General features: G+C 47.3%; 15 protein-coding genes. 4 read left to right on the top strand and 11 right to left on the bottom strand.

The genetic code is table 11. The features are described from left to right. Nucleotides 1–53: 53 nt before the first annotated feature. The gene (locus MOX91_RS01445) at nucleotides 54–656 is read right to left on the bottom strand and encodes a DUF2062 domain-containing protein (RefSeq protein ID WP_370396298.1); all 603 of its coding nucleotides are present in this window, start codon (nucleotides 654–656) and stop codon (nucleotides 54–56) included. A 170-nt stretch (nucleotides 657–826) separates the two neighbouring features. Between MOX91_RS01445 and MOX91_RS01440 the strand changes: the two genes are divergently transcribed. Beyond that, a complete protein-coding gene (locus MOX91_RS01440; protein WP_370396297.1) occupies nucleotides 827–1,555 on the top strand; it encodes a sigma-70 family RNA polymerase sigma factor in 729 nt (242 codons plus the stop codon). A gap of 200 nt (nucleotides 1,556–1,755) precedes the next feature. On the opposite strand, the gene feoB is transcribed toward MOX91_RS01440, so the two are convergent. The 6 genes from feoB to trxB all read right to left on the bottom strand — a co-directional run bounded on the left by feoB (nucleotide 1,756) and on the right by trxB (nucleotide 7,146). Beyond that, entirely contained in the window at nucleotides 1,756–3,843 is a 2,088-nt protein-coding gene (feoB, locus tag MOX91_RS01435) for a ferrous iron transport protein B (RefSeq protein ID WP_370396296.1), read from the bottom strand. Next, the gene (locus MOX91_RS01430) at nucleotides 3,840–4,073 is read right to left on the bottom strand and encodes a FeoA family protein (RefSeq protein WP_370396295.1); all 234 of its coding nucleotides are present in this window, start codon (nucleotides 4,071–4,073) and stop codon (nucleotides 3,840–3,842) included. Before MOX91_RS01430 ends, feoB begins: the two co-directional genes overlap by 4 nt. A gap of 1 nt (nucleotide 4,074) precedes the next feature. Then, entirely contained in the window at nucleotides 4,075–4,287 is a 213-nt protein-coding gene (locus MOX91_RS01425) for a FeoA family protein (RefSeq protein ID WP_370396294.1), read from the bottom strand. 78 nt (nucleotides 4,288–4,365) lie between these two features. Further along, nucleotides 4,366–5,643 (bottom strand): carbohydrate porin, encoded by a 1,278-nt coding sequence (locus MOX91_RS01420; RefSeq protein WP_370396293.1) that lies wholly within the window; start codon nucleotides 5,641–5,643, stop codon nucleotides 4,366–4,368. 41 nt (nucleotides 5,644–5,684) lie between these two features. After that, entirely contained in the window at nucleotides 5,685–6,092 is a 408-nt protein-coding gene (locus MOX91_RS01415) for a metal-dependent transcriptional regulator (protein WP_370396292.1), read from the bottom strand. A 139-nt stretch (nucleotides 6,093–6,231) separates the two neighbouring features. Then, nucleotides 6,232–7,146: a thioredoxin-disulfide reductase gene (gene trxB, locus MOX91_RS01410; protein WP_370396291.1), complete on the bottom strand. Its 915-nt coding sequence runs from the start codon at nucleotides 7,144–7,146 to the stop codon at nucleotides 6,232–6,234. Between the two features lie 123 nt (nucleotides 7,147–7,269). Between trxB and MOX91_RS01405 the strand changes: the two genes are divergently transcribed. Genes MOX91_RS01405 through MOX91_RS01395 form a run of 3 tightly spaced genes read left to right on the top strand, consistent with a single transcriptional unit; the run spans nucleotide 7,270 to nucleotide 10,843 of the window. Beyond that, nucleotides 7,270–8,064: a TatD family hydrolase gene (locus MOX91_RS01405; protein ID WP_370396290.1), complete on the top strand. Its 795-nt coding sequence runs from the start codon at nucleotides 7,270–7,272 to the stop codon at nucleotides 8,062–8,064. A 38-nt stretch (nucleotides 8,065–8,102) separates the two neighbouring features. Next, nucleotides 8,103–8,978, top strand: a complete 876-nt coding sequence (locus tag MOX91_RS01400) for a 50S ribosomal protein L11 methyltransferase (protein ID WP_370396289.1) — start codon at nucleotides 8,103–8,105, stop codon at nucleotides 8,976–8,978. Further along, on the top strand, nucleotides 8,978–10,843 hold the full coding sequence (locus tag MOX91_RS01395) for a peptidase U32 family protein (RefSeq protein ID WP_370396288.1): 1,866 nt from the start codon (nucleotides 8,978–8,980) through the stop codon (nucleotides 10,841–10,843). Before MOX91_RS01400 ends, MOX91_RS01395 begins: the two co-directional genes overlap by 1 nt. On the opposite strand, the gene MOX91_RS01390 is transcribed toward MOX91_RS01395, so the two are convergent. From MOX91_RS01390 to MOX91_RS01375, 4 genes are read right to left on the bottom strand one after another with little or no spacing between them, the layout of a single operon-like run. After that, the gene (locus MOX91_RS01390; RefSeq protein WP_370396287.1) at nucleotides 10,816–11,994 is read right to left on the bottom strand and encodes a hypothetical protein; all 1,179 of its coding nucleotides are present in this window, start codon (nucleotides 11,992–11,994) and stop codon (nucleotides 10,816–10,818) included. The two genes, MOX91_RS01395 and MOX91_RS01390, sit on opposite strands and share 28 nt — an antisense overlap. Then, a complete protein-coding gene (locus MOX91_RS01385; protein WP_370396286.1) occupies nucleotides 11,991–12,569 on the bottom strand; it encodes a hypothetical protein in 579 nt (192 codons plus the stop codon). The genes MOX91_RS01390 and MOX91_RS01385 overlap by 4 nt, the downstream gene beginning before the upstream one ends. A 13-nt stretch (nucleotides 12,570–12,582) precedes the next feature. Continuing rightward, the gene (locus MOX91_RS01380; RefSeq protein ID WP_370396285.1) at nucleotides 12,583–14,502 is read right to left on the bottom strand and encodes an amidophosphoribosyltransferase; all 1,920 of its coding nucleotides are present in this window, start codon (nucleotides 14,500–14,502) and stop codon (nucleotides 12,583–12,585) included. 54 nt (nucleotides 14,503–14,556) lie between these two features. Continuing rightward, nucleotides 14,557–15,870, bottom strand: coding sequence for a glutamate--tRNA ligase (locus tag MOX91_RS01375; RefSeq protein ID WP_370396284.1), 1,314 nt, complete (start codon nucleotides 15,868–15,870; stop codon nucleotides 14,557–14,559).

Genomic DNA, 15,870 nt, shown 5'->3' with positions numbered 1-15,870 from the left:
AAAATTGCGCAAAAAACGTACCATTAAAAAAATTCCGAAAGAGATAAAACCGATTATTTTTTTACAGAATTTGCGGGCGGCTTGGCAAGCAAAAGATAAATCCATGTATTTATCAACGCGCAAAGCAAGGCTATTATAAAACCTCCGCCCAAAGTCGCGGCAAGTACGTGAATGACGACCTCTGCGTTCGCAAGCCTGTCCAAAACCTCGTAAAAACCCTGTTCTGACAATATTTTCCCGAAGTCCTCTTTTAGCTCCGATATGCCAAGCGTCCGCAAAATAAAATCCCCGAGAGAATACTGCCCGTACAAGATAAACGGAATTGTTATCGGGTTGGTAACCCACTGCAAAGCCATCGCGATAATACAGTTCGCCCTCGCCGGAATGCTTATTAAGAAAGCGACCAGCATTTGCATGGAATAAATGGGTATAAGCGCAACAATCCACCCTACCCAAATACCCGCAAGAACATTCCTTCTGCGAAACTCCCAAAGATAAGTCCGCTTTCGCGCGGTTTCGGCAAAGTACTTCAAAATCGGATAGCGGTGCATGTTTGACTTGCGCGGCATGGGGCGCAAAATTTTCTTCAAAAAGCGCATTCTTTCGCGCCTTTTTATTGTATCGCTATCTAAATTGCTGTCGAAATCTTGGGACATTTTCAAAACATACGTTTAATACGGCTATATGCGGAAAAAATAAACAGTTTGTTCCGTCCAAAGGCAAGATATTTATGTTTTTTAGGAACAAAATGAAAAAAACGCTTTCTAATACATCATAAAGAAAAATATTTCATACCTGTAATAAAAAAACAAACCAACGCAAAAACATGAAAACAAAAAAACAGCCAAACGCCCCTTTAAACAATTTGCAAAGAAAACTTGTCGCGGAACATTACCCTCTCGTTGACAAAGCCCTTAATTCAATCCGCACCCGCCTGCCAAACCACGCCGACATCGACGAATTGCACTCCGCGGGAGTGAGCGGGCTTGTGGACGCGGCAACAAAGCTTAATCCGCAAAAGAGCAAAAGCTTCGTGGCGTACGCTTCGATGAGAATAAGGGGCGCAATTATGGATGAACTTCGCAAGCTCGACTACATGCCGCGCTCGGCAAGGCAGGACGCAAAGAGAATAAGCCACGCCCGCGAAGACTTGGAAGACAAGCTCGGCAGGAACGCAACCGACGACGAACTGAGAAATGCGATGGGACTTTCGCGCAAGCAGTACACGAAAGTAATGCGCCGCACACAAAACATCTCTTTCATATCACTTAACGACGACTCTACAAAAGACGGCGAAGCGCGCGATTTAAGCGACGTAATCCCCGACGAAAACGCGCTTACCGCCATTCAAAAAATCGAAAAGCAGGAGCTTTCGATAATGCTGAAACAAAAGCTCTTAAACCTTCCCGAAAAACAGCGCAAGATAATCGAAAGCTATTATTTCAAGGAAAAGAAGCTTGCCGACATCGCCGAAGAGTTTGACGTAAGCGAGGCGCGGATTTGCCAAATACACGCGCAGGCGTTAAAAACCCTGCGGTCAAAATTCAAGAATTAAAAAAAAAGGGGGCGGATATCCGCCCCCTCTCTATTTCTGTTTATTTATGTTTACATTTGCAATCATGCTTGCATGAGCATTTGCCCGTGCAACATCCGCAGCCGCCGTTTTTTTTCACCCTTCGTATGTTGAACCAGAGCGAAAAAACAACCAGCGACACCGCAAATATAAATGCCAGCACATTTACGAACGCATCCATCTTAATATCCCAAAAGCGAGCCAATTTGGTAAATCACAAACGACACAACCCAAGCCGTCGCAATCCAAAATGCGATGGTAGCCCATGTCCACTTCGCGCTTTTAAACTCGGCGTTTGCGGTAGCAACTGCCGCCATGCACGGAACGCTCAAAAGGTTGAACGCCATAAACGCAACCGCGGCGGCGGGAGAGAATGTCGCGACAATAGTCGCGGCGAGAGCGGAGCTTGCAGCGTCGTCTTCCAGAGCGTCGCCTTCGATGTTCGGGTTATACAAGACGCCCATTGTGGAAACAACCATTTCCTTTGCAATCAATCCCGTAAGGATTGCAACAACCGCTTTCCAGCCTATGTCTCCGCTCGCAAATCCAAGCGGTATGAACAAGGGCTGCAAAAACGAGCCCAAAACGCCCAATATGCTTTCGTTTGAATTGGTTTCGACCATGCTAAACCCGAAAGAGAAAGACGACAAAAACCAAATCACGACAGTCGCCGCGGCGATAATTGTGGCAGCCCTCGCAATATAGATTTTCAGCTTTTCCCATACATTCAAAGCGATGTTCTTTATGAGCGGAAGGTGGTACGGCGGAAGCTCCATGATAAATACGGAAGCGTCCCCCTTAAACACCGTCTTTTTGAGAATGATTGCGGCTATAATGGCGGTAATGATGCCAATCATGTATATTGAAAATATCGCAATGTCGGCATTTGAAGGGAATATCGCCATTGCAAACATGCTCCAAATCGGCAGTTTGGCCCCGCAGGAAAAGAAGGGAGCAAGCATTATCATAAGTTTGCGCTCCTTGTCGTTTTCAAGAGTGCGCGACCCCATTATTGCGGGAACAAGGCAGCCGAAGCACATCAAAAGAGGCAAAAACGCCTTGCCCGAAAGCCCGAACCTGCGCAAGAACCTGTCCATCAAGAAAGCCGCCCTCGCCATGTAGCCCGTGTCTTCCAAAATATAAAGGAACATGAAAAGCATCATAATCTGCGGCATAAAACTCAAGACGGCTCCGACGCCCGCAAGAAGACCGTCGCACATCATGCCCTTTACCCATTCGGCGGCCTTGACAACGTCAAGCCCCGAAGAAACAATCCCCGTAAGCCATTCCGTGAAGATTTCGGTAAGTCCAAGCAGATAAACCCCGGGGCTCATCAAAGGCTCTTCCAAAATTCCCAAAGACGCGAGGAAGAACAAGTCTTCGCTAAACGTAAGGTGGAAGACAAAAAACATCAGTGCAAAGAAAATCGGAAGCCCCAATATTTTTCCCGTCAAAAATCTGTCTATTTTGTCGGAAATGGTCAAGGCTTCCGAAGCCGACTTGCGCTTTATGCATGGGGATATTTTTTTTGAAATATACGAATATCTCCAATTTGCGACAGCCGCTTCAAAATCGGAATCAAATTCGGACGGAAGGGATATTTCATTTTTTATTTTTTCAATGCCCAAAAGTGCGTCCTGCGAAAGCCCCGAATTTTTGGCGTCCCCTTCCAGGGCTTTGACGGCTCTGAATTTGGCGTGCCTTGCATCTTTTGCAAAGCTGCATATCTTTTCAAAACAGCATGAAATTTCAGATTCCTCCAAAACCGATTTCCCCAAGCGGGGCTTTTTAGCCTCTTTTGCGGCCGTATCCATGAGCTTTTCAATCCCGCTCTTTTTCAGTGCGCAAATTTCAACCACGCTTACGCCAAGCTCCTCTTCAAGGCGGCGGACGTCTATTTTTATCCCGTCCCTGTGCGCAACGTCAGTCATGTTGAGAGCGACTACAATCGGGCAATCGCTTTCCAAAAGCTGCGTTGTCAAATATATGTTGCGCTCCAAATTCGTGGCGTCGACAATATTTATGATAAGGTCGGGATTTTCGTTTAAGATGTAATTGCTTGCGATTACTTCTTCCGGAGAATACGGTGAAAGCGAATAAATGCCGGGAAGGTCGATTATTTCCGCCCTGAAACCGCCTTTTTTATAGACGCCCTCCTTTTTATCCACCGTGACGCCCGGCCAGTTGCCGACATGCGCGGATGCACCTGTCAGCGCGTTAAACAAAGTGGTCTTGCCACAGTTGGGATTTCCTGCGATTGCAAATTTCATTTTTCAACCCTCATTTTAATTAAAGACGCTTCCGCCTTGCGTAGCGACAATTCATATCCGCGCAGCGAAACTTCTATGGGATCGCCCAATGGAGCGGACTTGCGCATCAGAATTTCGGTGTCTGGCGTTATGCCCATATCAAAAATTCTGCGGCGCAAACGGCCTCCTCCCAAAATTTTAACAACCCGACCCGATTCGTTCGGGCTAAATTCAGATAATAATTTTTCCATATCACTTAACCAAAATTTTCTGAGCCACCGACTTGTTCAAAGCAACCCTCGAACTACCGAGAGCCACAAGCATGACGCCGCCCCTGTCTATCAGGGGAGTAAGCTTTCTGCCAATCACAAAGCCGAGATTTTCAAGCCTCCGCTTTTCGGAAGCCTCCATTCTCATTGCCATAATTTCCACGGTTATTCCGCTGTCGCAAAACGTAAGTGGCATAAATAATAATCCTTTCAAGAAATTTAGGCGTCCGCAACGCCAAGTCTGCCATTGCGGACACCTTTCTAACAACACTAATCAAAAATTGAGTTCGGCACGCGCACCAAATACCAGCGATGTCTGGCGGTCTCCGCTGCGGCTTTCGGGATAGAAATACATCTGCAAGTCGGGCTGAACCGAGAAAGACTTTGTGACCTGACACCTGTATGTAAGCTCAACACAAGTTTCGTATTTGCCGAGGCGTTCGCCTTCCGCTTCCGCATAATTGCGGGCGTTTTTGGTTGTGTTTACGGCGGATACGCCGAGAGCCAAAATATCGTCGGGACGGCTCTTACACGGGGCAAACCAGTTTAATCCAGCGTCGATGTACTTCGAGTAAGTCGCGATTTCCGAAGACGGAGAGTAAGCCAAGCGGCAGAATGCGCCCAAAACGGGGTTGCCTTCGTCGTCGCAGAGCAAGTCCTGCTGGATTGCCAAATAGAAAGAGTAGAAATTGGTGGCAGTGCCGCCGTTTCTCAAATCCTCAAATTCGCCCGTGTGCAAATTGCCGCCGAAAACGACCGTTCCGCCCAAACCCGCAATCGAGTAGTTGTAAGAGAGAGCGTACCAGAACGCGACATCGTGCAATTTGTAGTCAAACCCGTGGTTGGAAGCAACATCATCGCCCGCATCGCCGTTGTAAAGACCAAGCTTTATCGAGAAGTCTTCATAGGCATATTCGGCTGTCGCGCCAAAAGTCGCGAGGCTGTACTGCGAAAAAGCCATTCTGCCGTTTGCCAAACCCAAGTCCGCGTTTACGGGAATTGCGCCGAAGCTTGAATTTAAGAATACGTCGGCATAATCCAAACCCATAAAGTCTTCGTCGGCGGCAAGCTGCCCGATGCGGAACGCGAAATTGCCGACACCGGTTTCAAATTCGTTAGCGTAATAAACTTCAAACACCCTTGTCATATTGCTTGAAAAGATGTTTGACGCCACACTCATTCCCGAAAGATAGTTTTCAAAATTGCCCGACTGCGCGTAATAGTAGGCGGTAAGCCCTATTCTGCCCGAGTTTTTAACGCCTGAAAGCTTTTCGATGTCCTGCTCAAACCCGAAAGTTATGAGGCTGTCGAAAGTCGTGCCGTGCTTTAAGCCGCCCGAAAGGTTGCTCCATGTTTCGCCCATCCAATTCAAAATGGGGGTAAAGCCCGAATCTGGAAGAAGTCTGTTCGTGGCTTCTTCCAAAACCAGGCTTTCGCGTTCCCACCAGCCCTGAGGCTTTTCATTTTCCGCGTTTGCATCAGCAGCGAAAGCGGAAAAAGTTATGGTCGATGCGGCTGAAACCGCCGCGATGTATTTCATTTTATTTTTCATTTTAATGTTAGGCTTGTCTAATTTTCAGTCTAAAAAAATTTTTAAGAATTTTCCAAATCCGGAAGCGGCAGGGAATTTATGTAGGCAACAAACCTGCGCTTCAAATCGGGAGTAAACGCATGCTCCATTTTGCAGGCGGTAAGCTCCGCGGCTTCGCGCTCCACGCCGAGATGCAAAGACAAAAATTTCGATATCGCTCTATGGGCTTCAAAAACCGACGCCGCAATCTTTCTGCCCTTGGGTGTCAAGGCTATCGGGGCGTAGTCTTCAAAACACACATAGCCCTCGCTTCTCAAAACCCTCATAGACTGCGCAACGCTCGCCTTGCGGATGTTCAATTTTTTTGCGATGTCGGAAATTCTGGCATTGCCCGTTTTTTCCGACAGAACAAAAACCGCTTCGAGACAATCCTCTTTGGACTCCGACAATTTGCAAGTTTCAACCTTCATAAATTAAAAACGAAAAACAAAATGTTAGATGCGTCTAACTTTGTCAACAAAAAAAATAATAAAAAATCCGCACTGCAAATACGCACCATGAAAGCGCGCAAGGCATGCGGATTTTTCAGCGTTAAAATACGAAAATGCGCTATCGCGAAACTTCAATGCCCGCCATTGCGCCCATCGCAGAAGCGGTGATTGCCTGCCTGAAATGCTTGTCGGAGCAATCCCCCGCGACAAACACATTTTCAACGTTCGTGCGGACAAGCGAATTTTGCGCGGGAATGATATAGCCTTCCTCGTCCATGTCTATTTTGCCTTTGAAAACGTCCGTATTCGGCTTGTGCCCTATTGCGACAAAAACGCCTTGGCAGTCTATTTTGGAAACGGAATTATCTTTTACGTTTTCAACCAAAATCCCCGCGCACTTGCCGTCATCGCCAACCAAAACTTCCTTTACAACGCTGTCCCAAACAGGCGCGATTTTTTCGTTTTTTAGAAGGCGGTCTGCCATTATTTTGGACGCCCTCAACTCTCCCCTGCGGTGTATCAGCTTCACGGAATTTGCAAAGCGCGTCAGAAAAACCGCCTCTTCGCATGCAGAGTCTCCGCCGCCGACAACAACCACGTCCTTGCCGCGGTAAAACGCGCCGTCGCAAGTTGCGCAAGTCGAAACGCCCTTGCCGCCGAAAAGCTCTTTTTCGTTTTTCGCCCCCGTAAGTCGCGCGGACGCCCCCGTTGCTATTATGACTTTTTTAGCCTCGAAGACTTGGTTTCCGGAGCAAAAAATCTTTTTTGTTTCGGATGAGAAATCGACACTTTCAACAACCGCGTTCAAAATCTTTGCCCCGAATTTTTCAGCCTGGGTGCGCATGTTCCAAACAAGCCCGAAGCCGTCTATGCCGTCGGGAAAGCCCGGGAAATTTTCCACTTCGCTCGTGGTGGTTATCTGCCCGCCGGGCTGCAAGCCTTCGATTACAAGGGGGCTCAGCCCGCCGCGCGCAGTGTAAATTGCCGCGCTCATTCCCGCGCAGCCGCTTCCGATGATAATAACGTTTTCCATAAAAATTACTTTTTTAATTTCCAAAATAAAACCATTTGCCAATTAAAATTGCAAGTTCCTAAAAATTTTTATCGCAACAAAAAGATAATCTGCAAATATTTATTTTTTAACAAAGTAAATTTTATGGAATTTATCGACACCCACGCGCATCTTGACGCCTTCCAAACAACAGGAGAATTGGAAAGCGCGATAAAACGCGCAAAAGACGCAAACGTAACCCGCATCATAACATGCTCGGCAAGAAAATGCGACTGGCAGAATTTTTCAAAAATCGCAAGAGAGCACAAGGGCTGTGTTTTCTGGCAGATGGGCATACACCCCACGGAAATCGAAGACGGCGACGAAGAGTTTTTGGAAAGCGCAAAAGACTTTCTAAAAAGCGATATGCCGCCCGTATCGATTGGGGAAATCGGGCTTGATTTTTACAAGTTTGAAGGTTCGCGGGAAGAGTTTGAAAAAATGAAGTCGCGCCAGGAAAGGCTTTTTAAGGCGCAGCTTGAAATCGCAAAAAACGCGGGGCTTCCCGTATGCGTCCACGCAAGAAGCGCGGTCGAAGAGGCGATTAAAATCATAGACGAAAGCGGATTTGACTGGGGAAAGGTTGTTTTCCACTGTTTCAGTGGCACGGCAAGCCAGCTTGAAATGCTTAATTCGCGCGGCGGCAGAGCCTCTTTCACGGGAATAATAACCTATAAGAACGCGGAGCAAATGCGCGAATCAATGCTTGCGCAGGGGCTTTCAAAAATTATGTTTGAAACAGACTGCCCGTATCTTGCGCCCGTTCCGATGCGCGGAAAGCCAAACGAGCCAAGCTACATTCCGTTCATCGCCCAAAAGTCCGCGGAGCTTTTCGGAATTTCGATTGAAGAAATCGCAGAAATTTCGACTAAAAACGCACGCGAATTTTTCGGCATTTAACCCTTTACGACAATCCTAATTTAAACTTCAATCTAAGCATGGTTAAAATTTCCGTAAATATCGACTACAATATGCCCGACCGTCTCGAAGACTTCCTCTGCGAGCTGGAAACTTCCTCATGGTCCATAGAAAAAGCAAACGACGCAACCCCTCCGAAACTCGTCGGGTACTTCGACAATTTGGAAGAAGCCGCCCCCGCCTACAAGCAAATCAGAAAAGAGTTTAAAACCCTTCCCGAAAATTTTGATGTTGAAGAAATTTTCGACTGCGACTGGCAAAACGAGTACAAAAAATATCTGACCTCATGGCGGCATGAAAATCTCCACTGGGTGCCCGTCTGGGAAAAGGAAAAATACATTTTGCCCGAAGGCGGCAAGGCATTTTATTTCGACGCAGGGCTCGCTTTCGGCACGGGAGACCACCCGACAACCCGCCTCTGCGCAATCAGAATGCTTGATTTCCTGAAAAAAACCGAAAACCCCGAAAGTGTGTTTCTAATCGACGCGGGATGCGGCTCGGGCATACTCGCCCTTAGCGCGAAGCTCTTGGGAGTCGGCAAGGTTTACGGCTTTGACAAAGACCCCGAAGCGGTGCGCTTAAGCGAAGAAAACGCAAAGATAAACAATGTGCCAAACGGCGGCGTTGAATTTTCGGAAGCCGGAATAGACGACGGGCTAAAAGGCAAAACCTGCGACATTCTGCTTGCAAACATACAAGCCGACATCTTGCAAATATACTCAAAAGAGTTAATCGGCGCGGTAAAAAGCGGCGGTATTTTGGTTTTAAGCGGGATACTGGCATCTGAAAACGACGAGGTTAAGCGCAAGTTTTTGGAAATGGGCGGCGCGAAAATAAAATCGTCCGATACCGCGATAATGGGTGAATGGTCCGACATTATGTTTGAAATCGCCTGATGAGAGACCGCCGAATCATAGAGCTTTTAAGCCCCGCAAAAAATGCGGAATGCGCAATAGCCGCAATCAAGGCGGGCGCGGACGCGGTTTACATGGGCGCAAGCTCCTTCGGGGCGAGAAGCCTTGCGGGAAACTCTTTTGACGCAATCAAAAAGTCCGCGGATTTCGCCCATCTTTTCGGCGCGAGAGTTTACATAACGCTAAACACGATTTTATTTGACGGAGAAGTCGAAAAGGCGCGCGAAACCGCCTTCAAAGCTTATGAATCAGGCGCGGACGCGCTTATAATTCAAGACATGGGGCTTATGAACGGAGAGCTTCCGCCGATAGAACTCCATGCAAGCACCCAGTGCAATATCCGCACTCCCGAAAAGGCAAAGTTTCTCGAAGACGCTGGCTTTGACACTTTGGTGTTGGCGCGCGAGCTTTCGCTAAAAGAAATTGAAAACATCGCAAAAAGCGTAAAAGCAAGAATCGAATGCTTTGTCCACGGCGCATTGTGCGTTTCATACAGCGGGCAATGCTACCTAAGCCACGCAATCGGCGGCAGAAGCGGAAACCGCGGCGAATGCGCCCAGCCTTGCAGAATGCCCTACTTGCTTGAAGATTTTAACGGCAAAATAGTTTCAAAAGACGCTCACTTTCTGTCGCTAAAAGACATGAACCGCTCAAAGTCGGTCGGAGAAATGCTTAAAGCGGGCGCAAGCTCCTTCAAGATAGAAGGCAGGCTTAAAGATTTGGATTATGTAAAAAACATAACGGCATACTACCGCAGAATTTTGGACGCGGAAATTGAAAAAAACGGGCTTTGCCGCGCAAGCTTCGGCAGAAGCCGTTTCCCGTTTGAACCCAATCCTTCAAAGACTTTCAACCGCGGCTTTTGCGAATATTTCCTGAAAGACACGTCCGAAAAATGCGCAAGCTTCGACACCCCGAAATCGAAAGGCGAATTTATAGGCAAAGTTGAAAATACTATTAAAGGCGGATTTGAAACAAATTCAAAAGAGCTTCAAAACGGGGACGGAATTTTAATAAAAAACCCTGACGGGCGAATTTTCGGGACACTCGTAAACTTTTCAAAAAACGGAAAAATAAAATGCGCGTCAAACTGCCCCGCATGCAGGGGGGCTGAAATTTGGCGCAACAAAAGTGTGGCATTTGAAGCGCAAATATCGGGAGAATGCTCGCGAAAAATCGGAATCAACGCCGAGTTTTCGGAAACGCCGTCGGAATATAAAATTTCATTTTCTCACCCTCCGACAAATTCTTATTCGGAAGTAAAAATAAATAAAGGCGAAACCGAACCCGCGCAAAATTTCGACGCCGCAAGTGAAAGAATTTCCGCAAGCCTGCAAAAATCGGGAGGCACGAATTTTGAAGTCATAAGCTTGAAATTTTCTGCAAAAAGCGCGCCGTTTTTAAAAGCCTCGGAAATAAACGAATTCAGGCGGACCTTGCTAAAAGCTCTCGAAGAAAAAATCGCAAGCCTGCACGAATTAAAACGCAAAGTAAAACGCATTCCCCCAAAATTTTCCGCGATAAAAAAAGAATTTTTCGACGCCGATTACAGAGCAAACGTCTCGAACAAAAAAGCGGAGGATTTCTACAAAAAATGCGGCGTAAAAATAGAAGAACCCGCGCTTGAATGCAACGCTGCCGACATTTCCGAAAAAGAGCTGATGCGCACGAAACACTGTATTTTGCGCGAACTTGGAATGTGTAAAAAAGAAGGAAAATTCCCGAAAAGCCTTGTGGAGCCGCTGATTCTTAAAAGCGGGGAGGCTTCGCTAAAAATACGCTTTAACTGCGGCGACTGCGGAATGTCGATTTTTAACGCTCACTTTAAAAGCTCGGAAGCCCGCTGAGACAAACTCCTTGCTTTCTTCAATTCTGAAATTGCGTCCAACATATTTGATTTGAAAGAATTTTCATCATCTTCCAACGCGCTGTCATACATTCTGCCAATGGATACCATCGCATTGAAATATATCGGATTTGTCCACGGAAGCTCTACCTTGATTTCTGTTATGCGCTTTGAAATTTCCCTTTTTATTTCGTCCCTGCGCGCAAAAATATCATCTCCCGCAATGATTTCGACAGGCTCGCCCTTTCGCATTTTTTGCACCATAAAGAAATACGCGGCGTCGGAATCTGAAGACTTAAAGTCTTTTACGCCCGAAAGACGCGCATATATCTCGCCATAAACTGCGGCTAAAAACTTGTCGTTATAGTCAGAGCCGAAGCGCGATATCAAATATTCCCCCGACGGAACGCCGTTTAAAACAAAATATTTCAGCATTTCAAACCAAGCCTTTGAATTGCCGCCGCAAAGAGAACGCAATGCCAAAAGGGAAAAATAAGAAGACGCCTCCATTTTCAAAATGTCTCCGCCTGCCTTTGGAGAATAATTGAACACGTCCGACATTTTATCCGCGCCAGTATTTTTCAAATGGCGGGCAAGCTCAATCGGGGCAAATTCTGCGATTTGGCGCGCAATCATAGCCCTGAGCGCAAGCTCAATCCAATAGGGATGGCTTTTTTTACTCCCAAATTCCGCCGCCCAAGCGCGCAAATATATGTTTGCGATGCGCTCGTAAAATTTGTCAAGCGGCAGATTTTTTGAGCATTTTACGGACAATACAACGTCAAATTTAAACCTCGAAGTCTCCAAAAAATCGCCCTCAAAATCCGCTTCGATTTCAGGCAAAAAATGAATTTCTATCGGTGTTTTGAATTTTTCAACGCCGCCAAACATCTCCTCTATCGCCCGCTCCGCCTTGCCCACAAGCGCAAAGCCGAAATTGCGAAGCTCCAAATTTTTTGAAAACACGATAAACGCCGACTTCGAGCTTTCGGAATAAAACAATTTATCGCCCTCCGGCAGCTTGCCATCAAAATTATTGGCGGCACTCTTTGCAATTTCCTCGTCAAGGCGTTTTTCCAAAGAAAATTCTCCGCCCTCCGCAAAAGAAAGCAGGGGCGAAAAAAACAAAACTGCCGCAATCAAAATTTTCATTTTTCCAAAATCAAAAATCCGTTTTCAGCATGAACCTTGCAGCTTGACAGCCTGTTTGCGGCATCCCTTAGCAAGGGGCATTCCAAATATTTTCCCACCGCGTTTTTTAGGATTATTTTTGCAATCGGCAGGGGAATTTTCGCACCCGCCAAGCGGGCGTCAGACAAGACAAACCACCCGCCTGAAATTTTGAAATAAAACGACAGGCGGCGGCAGGAGCTGAAAATCGAAATCGGAGAATTTACGGCGATTGAAACTTTGAGAGTTTCGCCGTCTAACTCAAAATCGGGGGCAAACAAAATTTCCCCGACAGACACTCCCTTTTCGCAAAAATCCCGATACAAGATTTTCGACAGTTCCCCCTTGAAGCCGCTTGCGGAAAATTTTTCACTTTTGCGGCTATTGTCGCTTAAAAAATCTGCCACAAAAGAGGGAGATGACTGCGCAGGGACTTCGCAAACTCCGCCTTTAAGCGACAAGACGCAAAAAAAGCCCGCGACAGCCCCCAACACAAACGCCAACGCGCAAAAAAGCGCGAACGAAAATATCGGCAAAACTATCGCAAGCTTTTTCAAAACCCGTCGTGTTTTAGTATGAACGCCCCTCTTTATGCTCGAAGTAATTTATGTAGGCGCGGTTCAAAACCTTGTAGCCTCCCGGTGTGGGATAGTCGCCTGAGAAGAACCAGTCGCCCGAAGAGCTTTTTACCGCCTTGTGCAAATCTTCGATTGACAGGAAAACCGTTTCAAGCTCGCCTTTCCAGGAGACGTTCGGCGGATATACGAGCTCTGCGATTTTCTTTGAAATTTGCTCTGTCGTAAAGCAGTCGTAAATGCGCTTCACATAGTTTTTCATATCTTTCGGATCTTTGTCAGCCTGCGCGCAACACTGCTGGTAAACTTCAAGCAAAAGCTCCTTGTTGCCGCTTTCCTTGCAAAGCTCAACGGCAGCTTGGAAAGCTATGAATTTACCAAGCTCGCTCATATCGATGCCGTAGCAGTCGGGATAGCGGATTTGCGGGGCTGTGGAAACTATCACGATTTTGCGCGGATTTATGCGGCTGAGTATCCTCAAAATCTGCTGGCGCAAAGTAGTGCCGCGTACAATGGAGTCGTCAAGGCAGACCAGAGCGTCTTCGGGGCGCACTACGTCGTATGTTATGTCGTAAACGTGCGACGCCATTTGCATTCTGTCTTTTTCAGACGAGATGAAGGTGCGCAGTTTGATGTCTTTATGCACAACCTTTTCCCCGCGGGGCCAGTTGTCGAGAATGAGCTTGTCCAAATCTTCGCCCGTGATTGTTTTTCCCGAATTTACGATTTTCAAAATTTCGTCTTTTACGTCCTTGCGCCTCTGGACGCGCAATTCGTGCATCATTCCGTAATACGCCATTTCGGCAGTGTTTGGAATGTAGCTGAAAACGCTCTTTGAAAAATCGTTGCCTACGCTCTTTATGATTTGCGGAACGAGAGCCGCGCCGAGTGCCTTTCTTTCCTTGTAGATTTCAGGGTCGTTGCCGCGGGAAAAATATATGCGCTCAAACGAGCATGATTTCTTTTCGCCTGCTGAAACATATTCTTCGTCCCTTACTGAGCCGTCTCCCTTAATGACAAACACATGCCCAGGAGCAAGCTCTTTTATGTCCTCGGCGGTTTCGTCAAAAATCGTCATTAGCGCAACGCGTTCCGAAGCAAACGCAATCAACTCGTCGTTTTGAAGATAAAAGCACGGGCGGATTCCGTTTCGGTCGCGCAAAACAAAGGCATCTCCGTTGCCCAAAAGCCCCGCGATTGTGTAGCCGCCGTCCCAGTCGAGCGCGGCCTTGCGCACGATGTCAACAGGATTGAGTCGCTCAGCCATCACACGCAAAACATCTTCGCCTCCAAGCCCTTCGTCGCGAAGCTTGCGGTAGATTTCAGAATGCTCGATGTCGAGATGGTAGCAGATTTCTTCCATAATCGACTGGGTGTCTGAGCTGAAAATCGGGTGCGTGCCGCGTTCGACGAGCTTTTTGTTGAGGGCGTCGGCGTTTGTGATGTTGAAGTTGCCCACAAGCATAAGGTTGCGCGACGGCCATGTACTTTTGCGGAAGAACGGATGACAAAGCGTCTTGTCGTGGTTAGTACCGCTTGTGCCGTAGCGCAAATGCCCGATTAAAAGTTCCGCGCAATAGTCGAAATTGTCTTTGGCAGTTGACGGGAATTCGGGATGAATAATGCCGTCTTTTACCATTTTGTTGTATTTTTCAAGCTGTTCGCCGAAAATTTGCGATAAAGCGTTGCTCTTTGTGCTTCTTTCGCGCGCCATAAACGGCTTGCCCGCAGGCACGTTCAGCTTGACCGCGCCAATTCCCGCGCCGTCCTGCCCGCGGTTGTGCTGTTTTTCCATCAAAAGGAAAAGCTTGTTAAAACCGTAAAGGGGCGTGCCGTATTTTTCTTGATAGTAAGACAAAGGCTTCAAAAGCCTCACCATCGCAATGCCGCACTCGTGTTTGATTGAATCGCTCATATGTATCTCCTTAAATTTTTAAATTAAACGGCTTCAAAAAAACGCGCAGAATGACTACGCGTTTTCAAGATATTTTTTAAGTCTCGCCACAACCTTTTCGCGCCCCAAAACTTCAAGCATGGGCATCAAGTCGGGTCCGCTTGCAACGCCTGATATGGCAAAACGAAGCGGCGGGAAAAATTCAGTGAATTTAATGCCAAGCTCCTCTGCCTTTTTCTCAAACGCCGCGTGAATTGAATCGCCGTCAAAACTCGGAACAGTTGAAAGAATTTCAACTGCACCCCTCATTCTTTCAATCGCGTTTCCCTTTTTGAAAACGCGCTCTTTCGCGGCTTCGTCAAAGGCAAAGTCCTCCGTGAAAAAGTACGAGACAAGGCTTGCAAAAGTTTCCATTGACGCCGCTTTCGGCTGCGCAAGCTTAAACACGCGCTCGATGTAATCCTTGCCACCTGCGAGATTTACCCCCGAATTTTCCATCGCCTTGCAGGCGAGTTCGGAAAACTTTTCGATTGGCAGGGCGCGGATATGCTCCATGTTGAAGTGCGCCATTTTCTTTTCGTCAAAACGGGCGTTGGAATGGACTATGCCCTTGAAATCGAAAAGCGAAATGATTTCGTCTATCGGCATTATTTCCTTGCCGTTTTTTGGATTCCAGCCAAGCAAGCAAAGATAATTGCGCACGGCTTCGGGAAGAAAGAGCTTTTGCTGGTATTCTTCGATTAAAGCCCCTCTGTCGCGCTTGCTCATTTTGCCGGAGCCTTCGCTTTTCAAGATTAGCGGAATGTGGGCAAATTGCGGCATCGGAGCGTCAAACGCCTTGAAAAGCTCTATGTGCTTATTGGTGTTGGTCAAGTGGTCTTGACCCCTTATTACGTTGGTGATTTCCATGCAAATGTCGTCAACGACATTCACAAAATGGAAAACGGGAGTCCCGTTCGAGCGGAAAATCGGGAAGTCTTTTTCTTCCAAGCGTTCAACATCGCCGTAAACGGCATCGTGCAAAACCTGCTTTTCACCCGACACTTTGAAAAACACCGCGCCGTCCTTGTCGTACGCCCTGCCCTTTTTGCGGAGAATTTCGAGATACTGCAAATAAATGTCGTCGCGCCGGCTCTGGAAATACGGACCATAGTTTCCACCGACTTCAGGGCCTTCGTCCCAGTCGAGACCAAGCCAGCGCATGCTGTCCATTATAACGTCCAAAAACGCCTGGCTGTTGCGCTCCTTGTCGGTATCTTCAATTCTAAGAACAAACGTTCCGCCTGTGTGGCGCGCATAAAGCCAGTTGAAGAGCGCAGTCCTTGCGCTGCCGATATGAAAAAAGCCCGTTGGGCTGGGTGCAAATCTAACTCGTGTTTTTCCGCTCAT

This window comes from Intestinicryptomonas porci (assembly GCF_033971905.1).
In the GTDB taxonomy this organism is placed as follows: Bacteria; Verrucomicrobiota; Verrucomicrobiia; order Opitutales; family Intestinicryptomonadaceae; genus Intestinicryptomonas; species Intestinicryptomonas porci.
The sequence above is the reverse complement of the archived record's forward strand: the minus strand, read 5'-3'. Positions and strand labels throughout refer to the sequence as shown.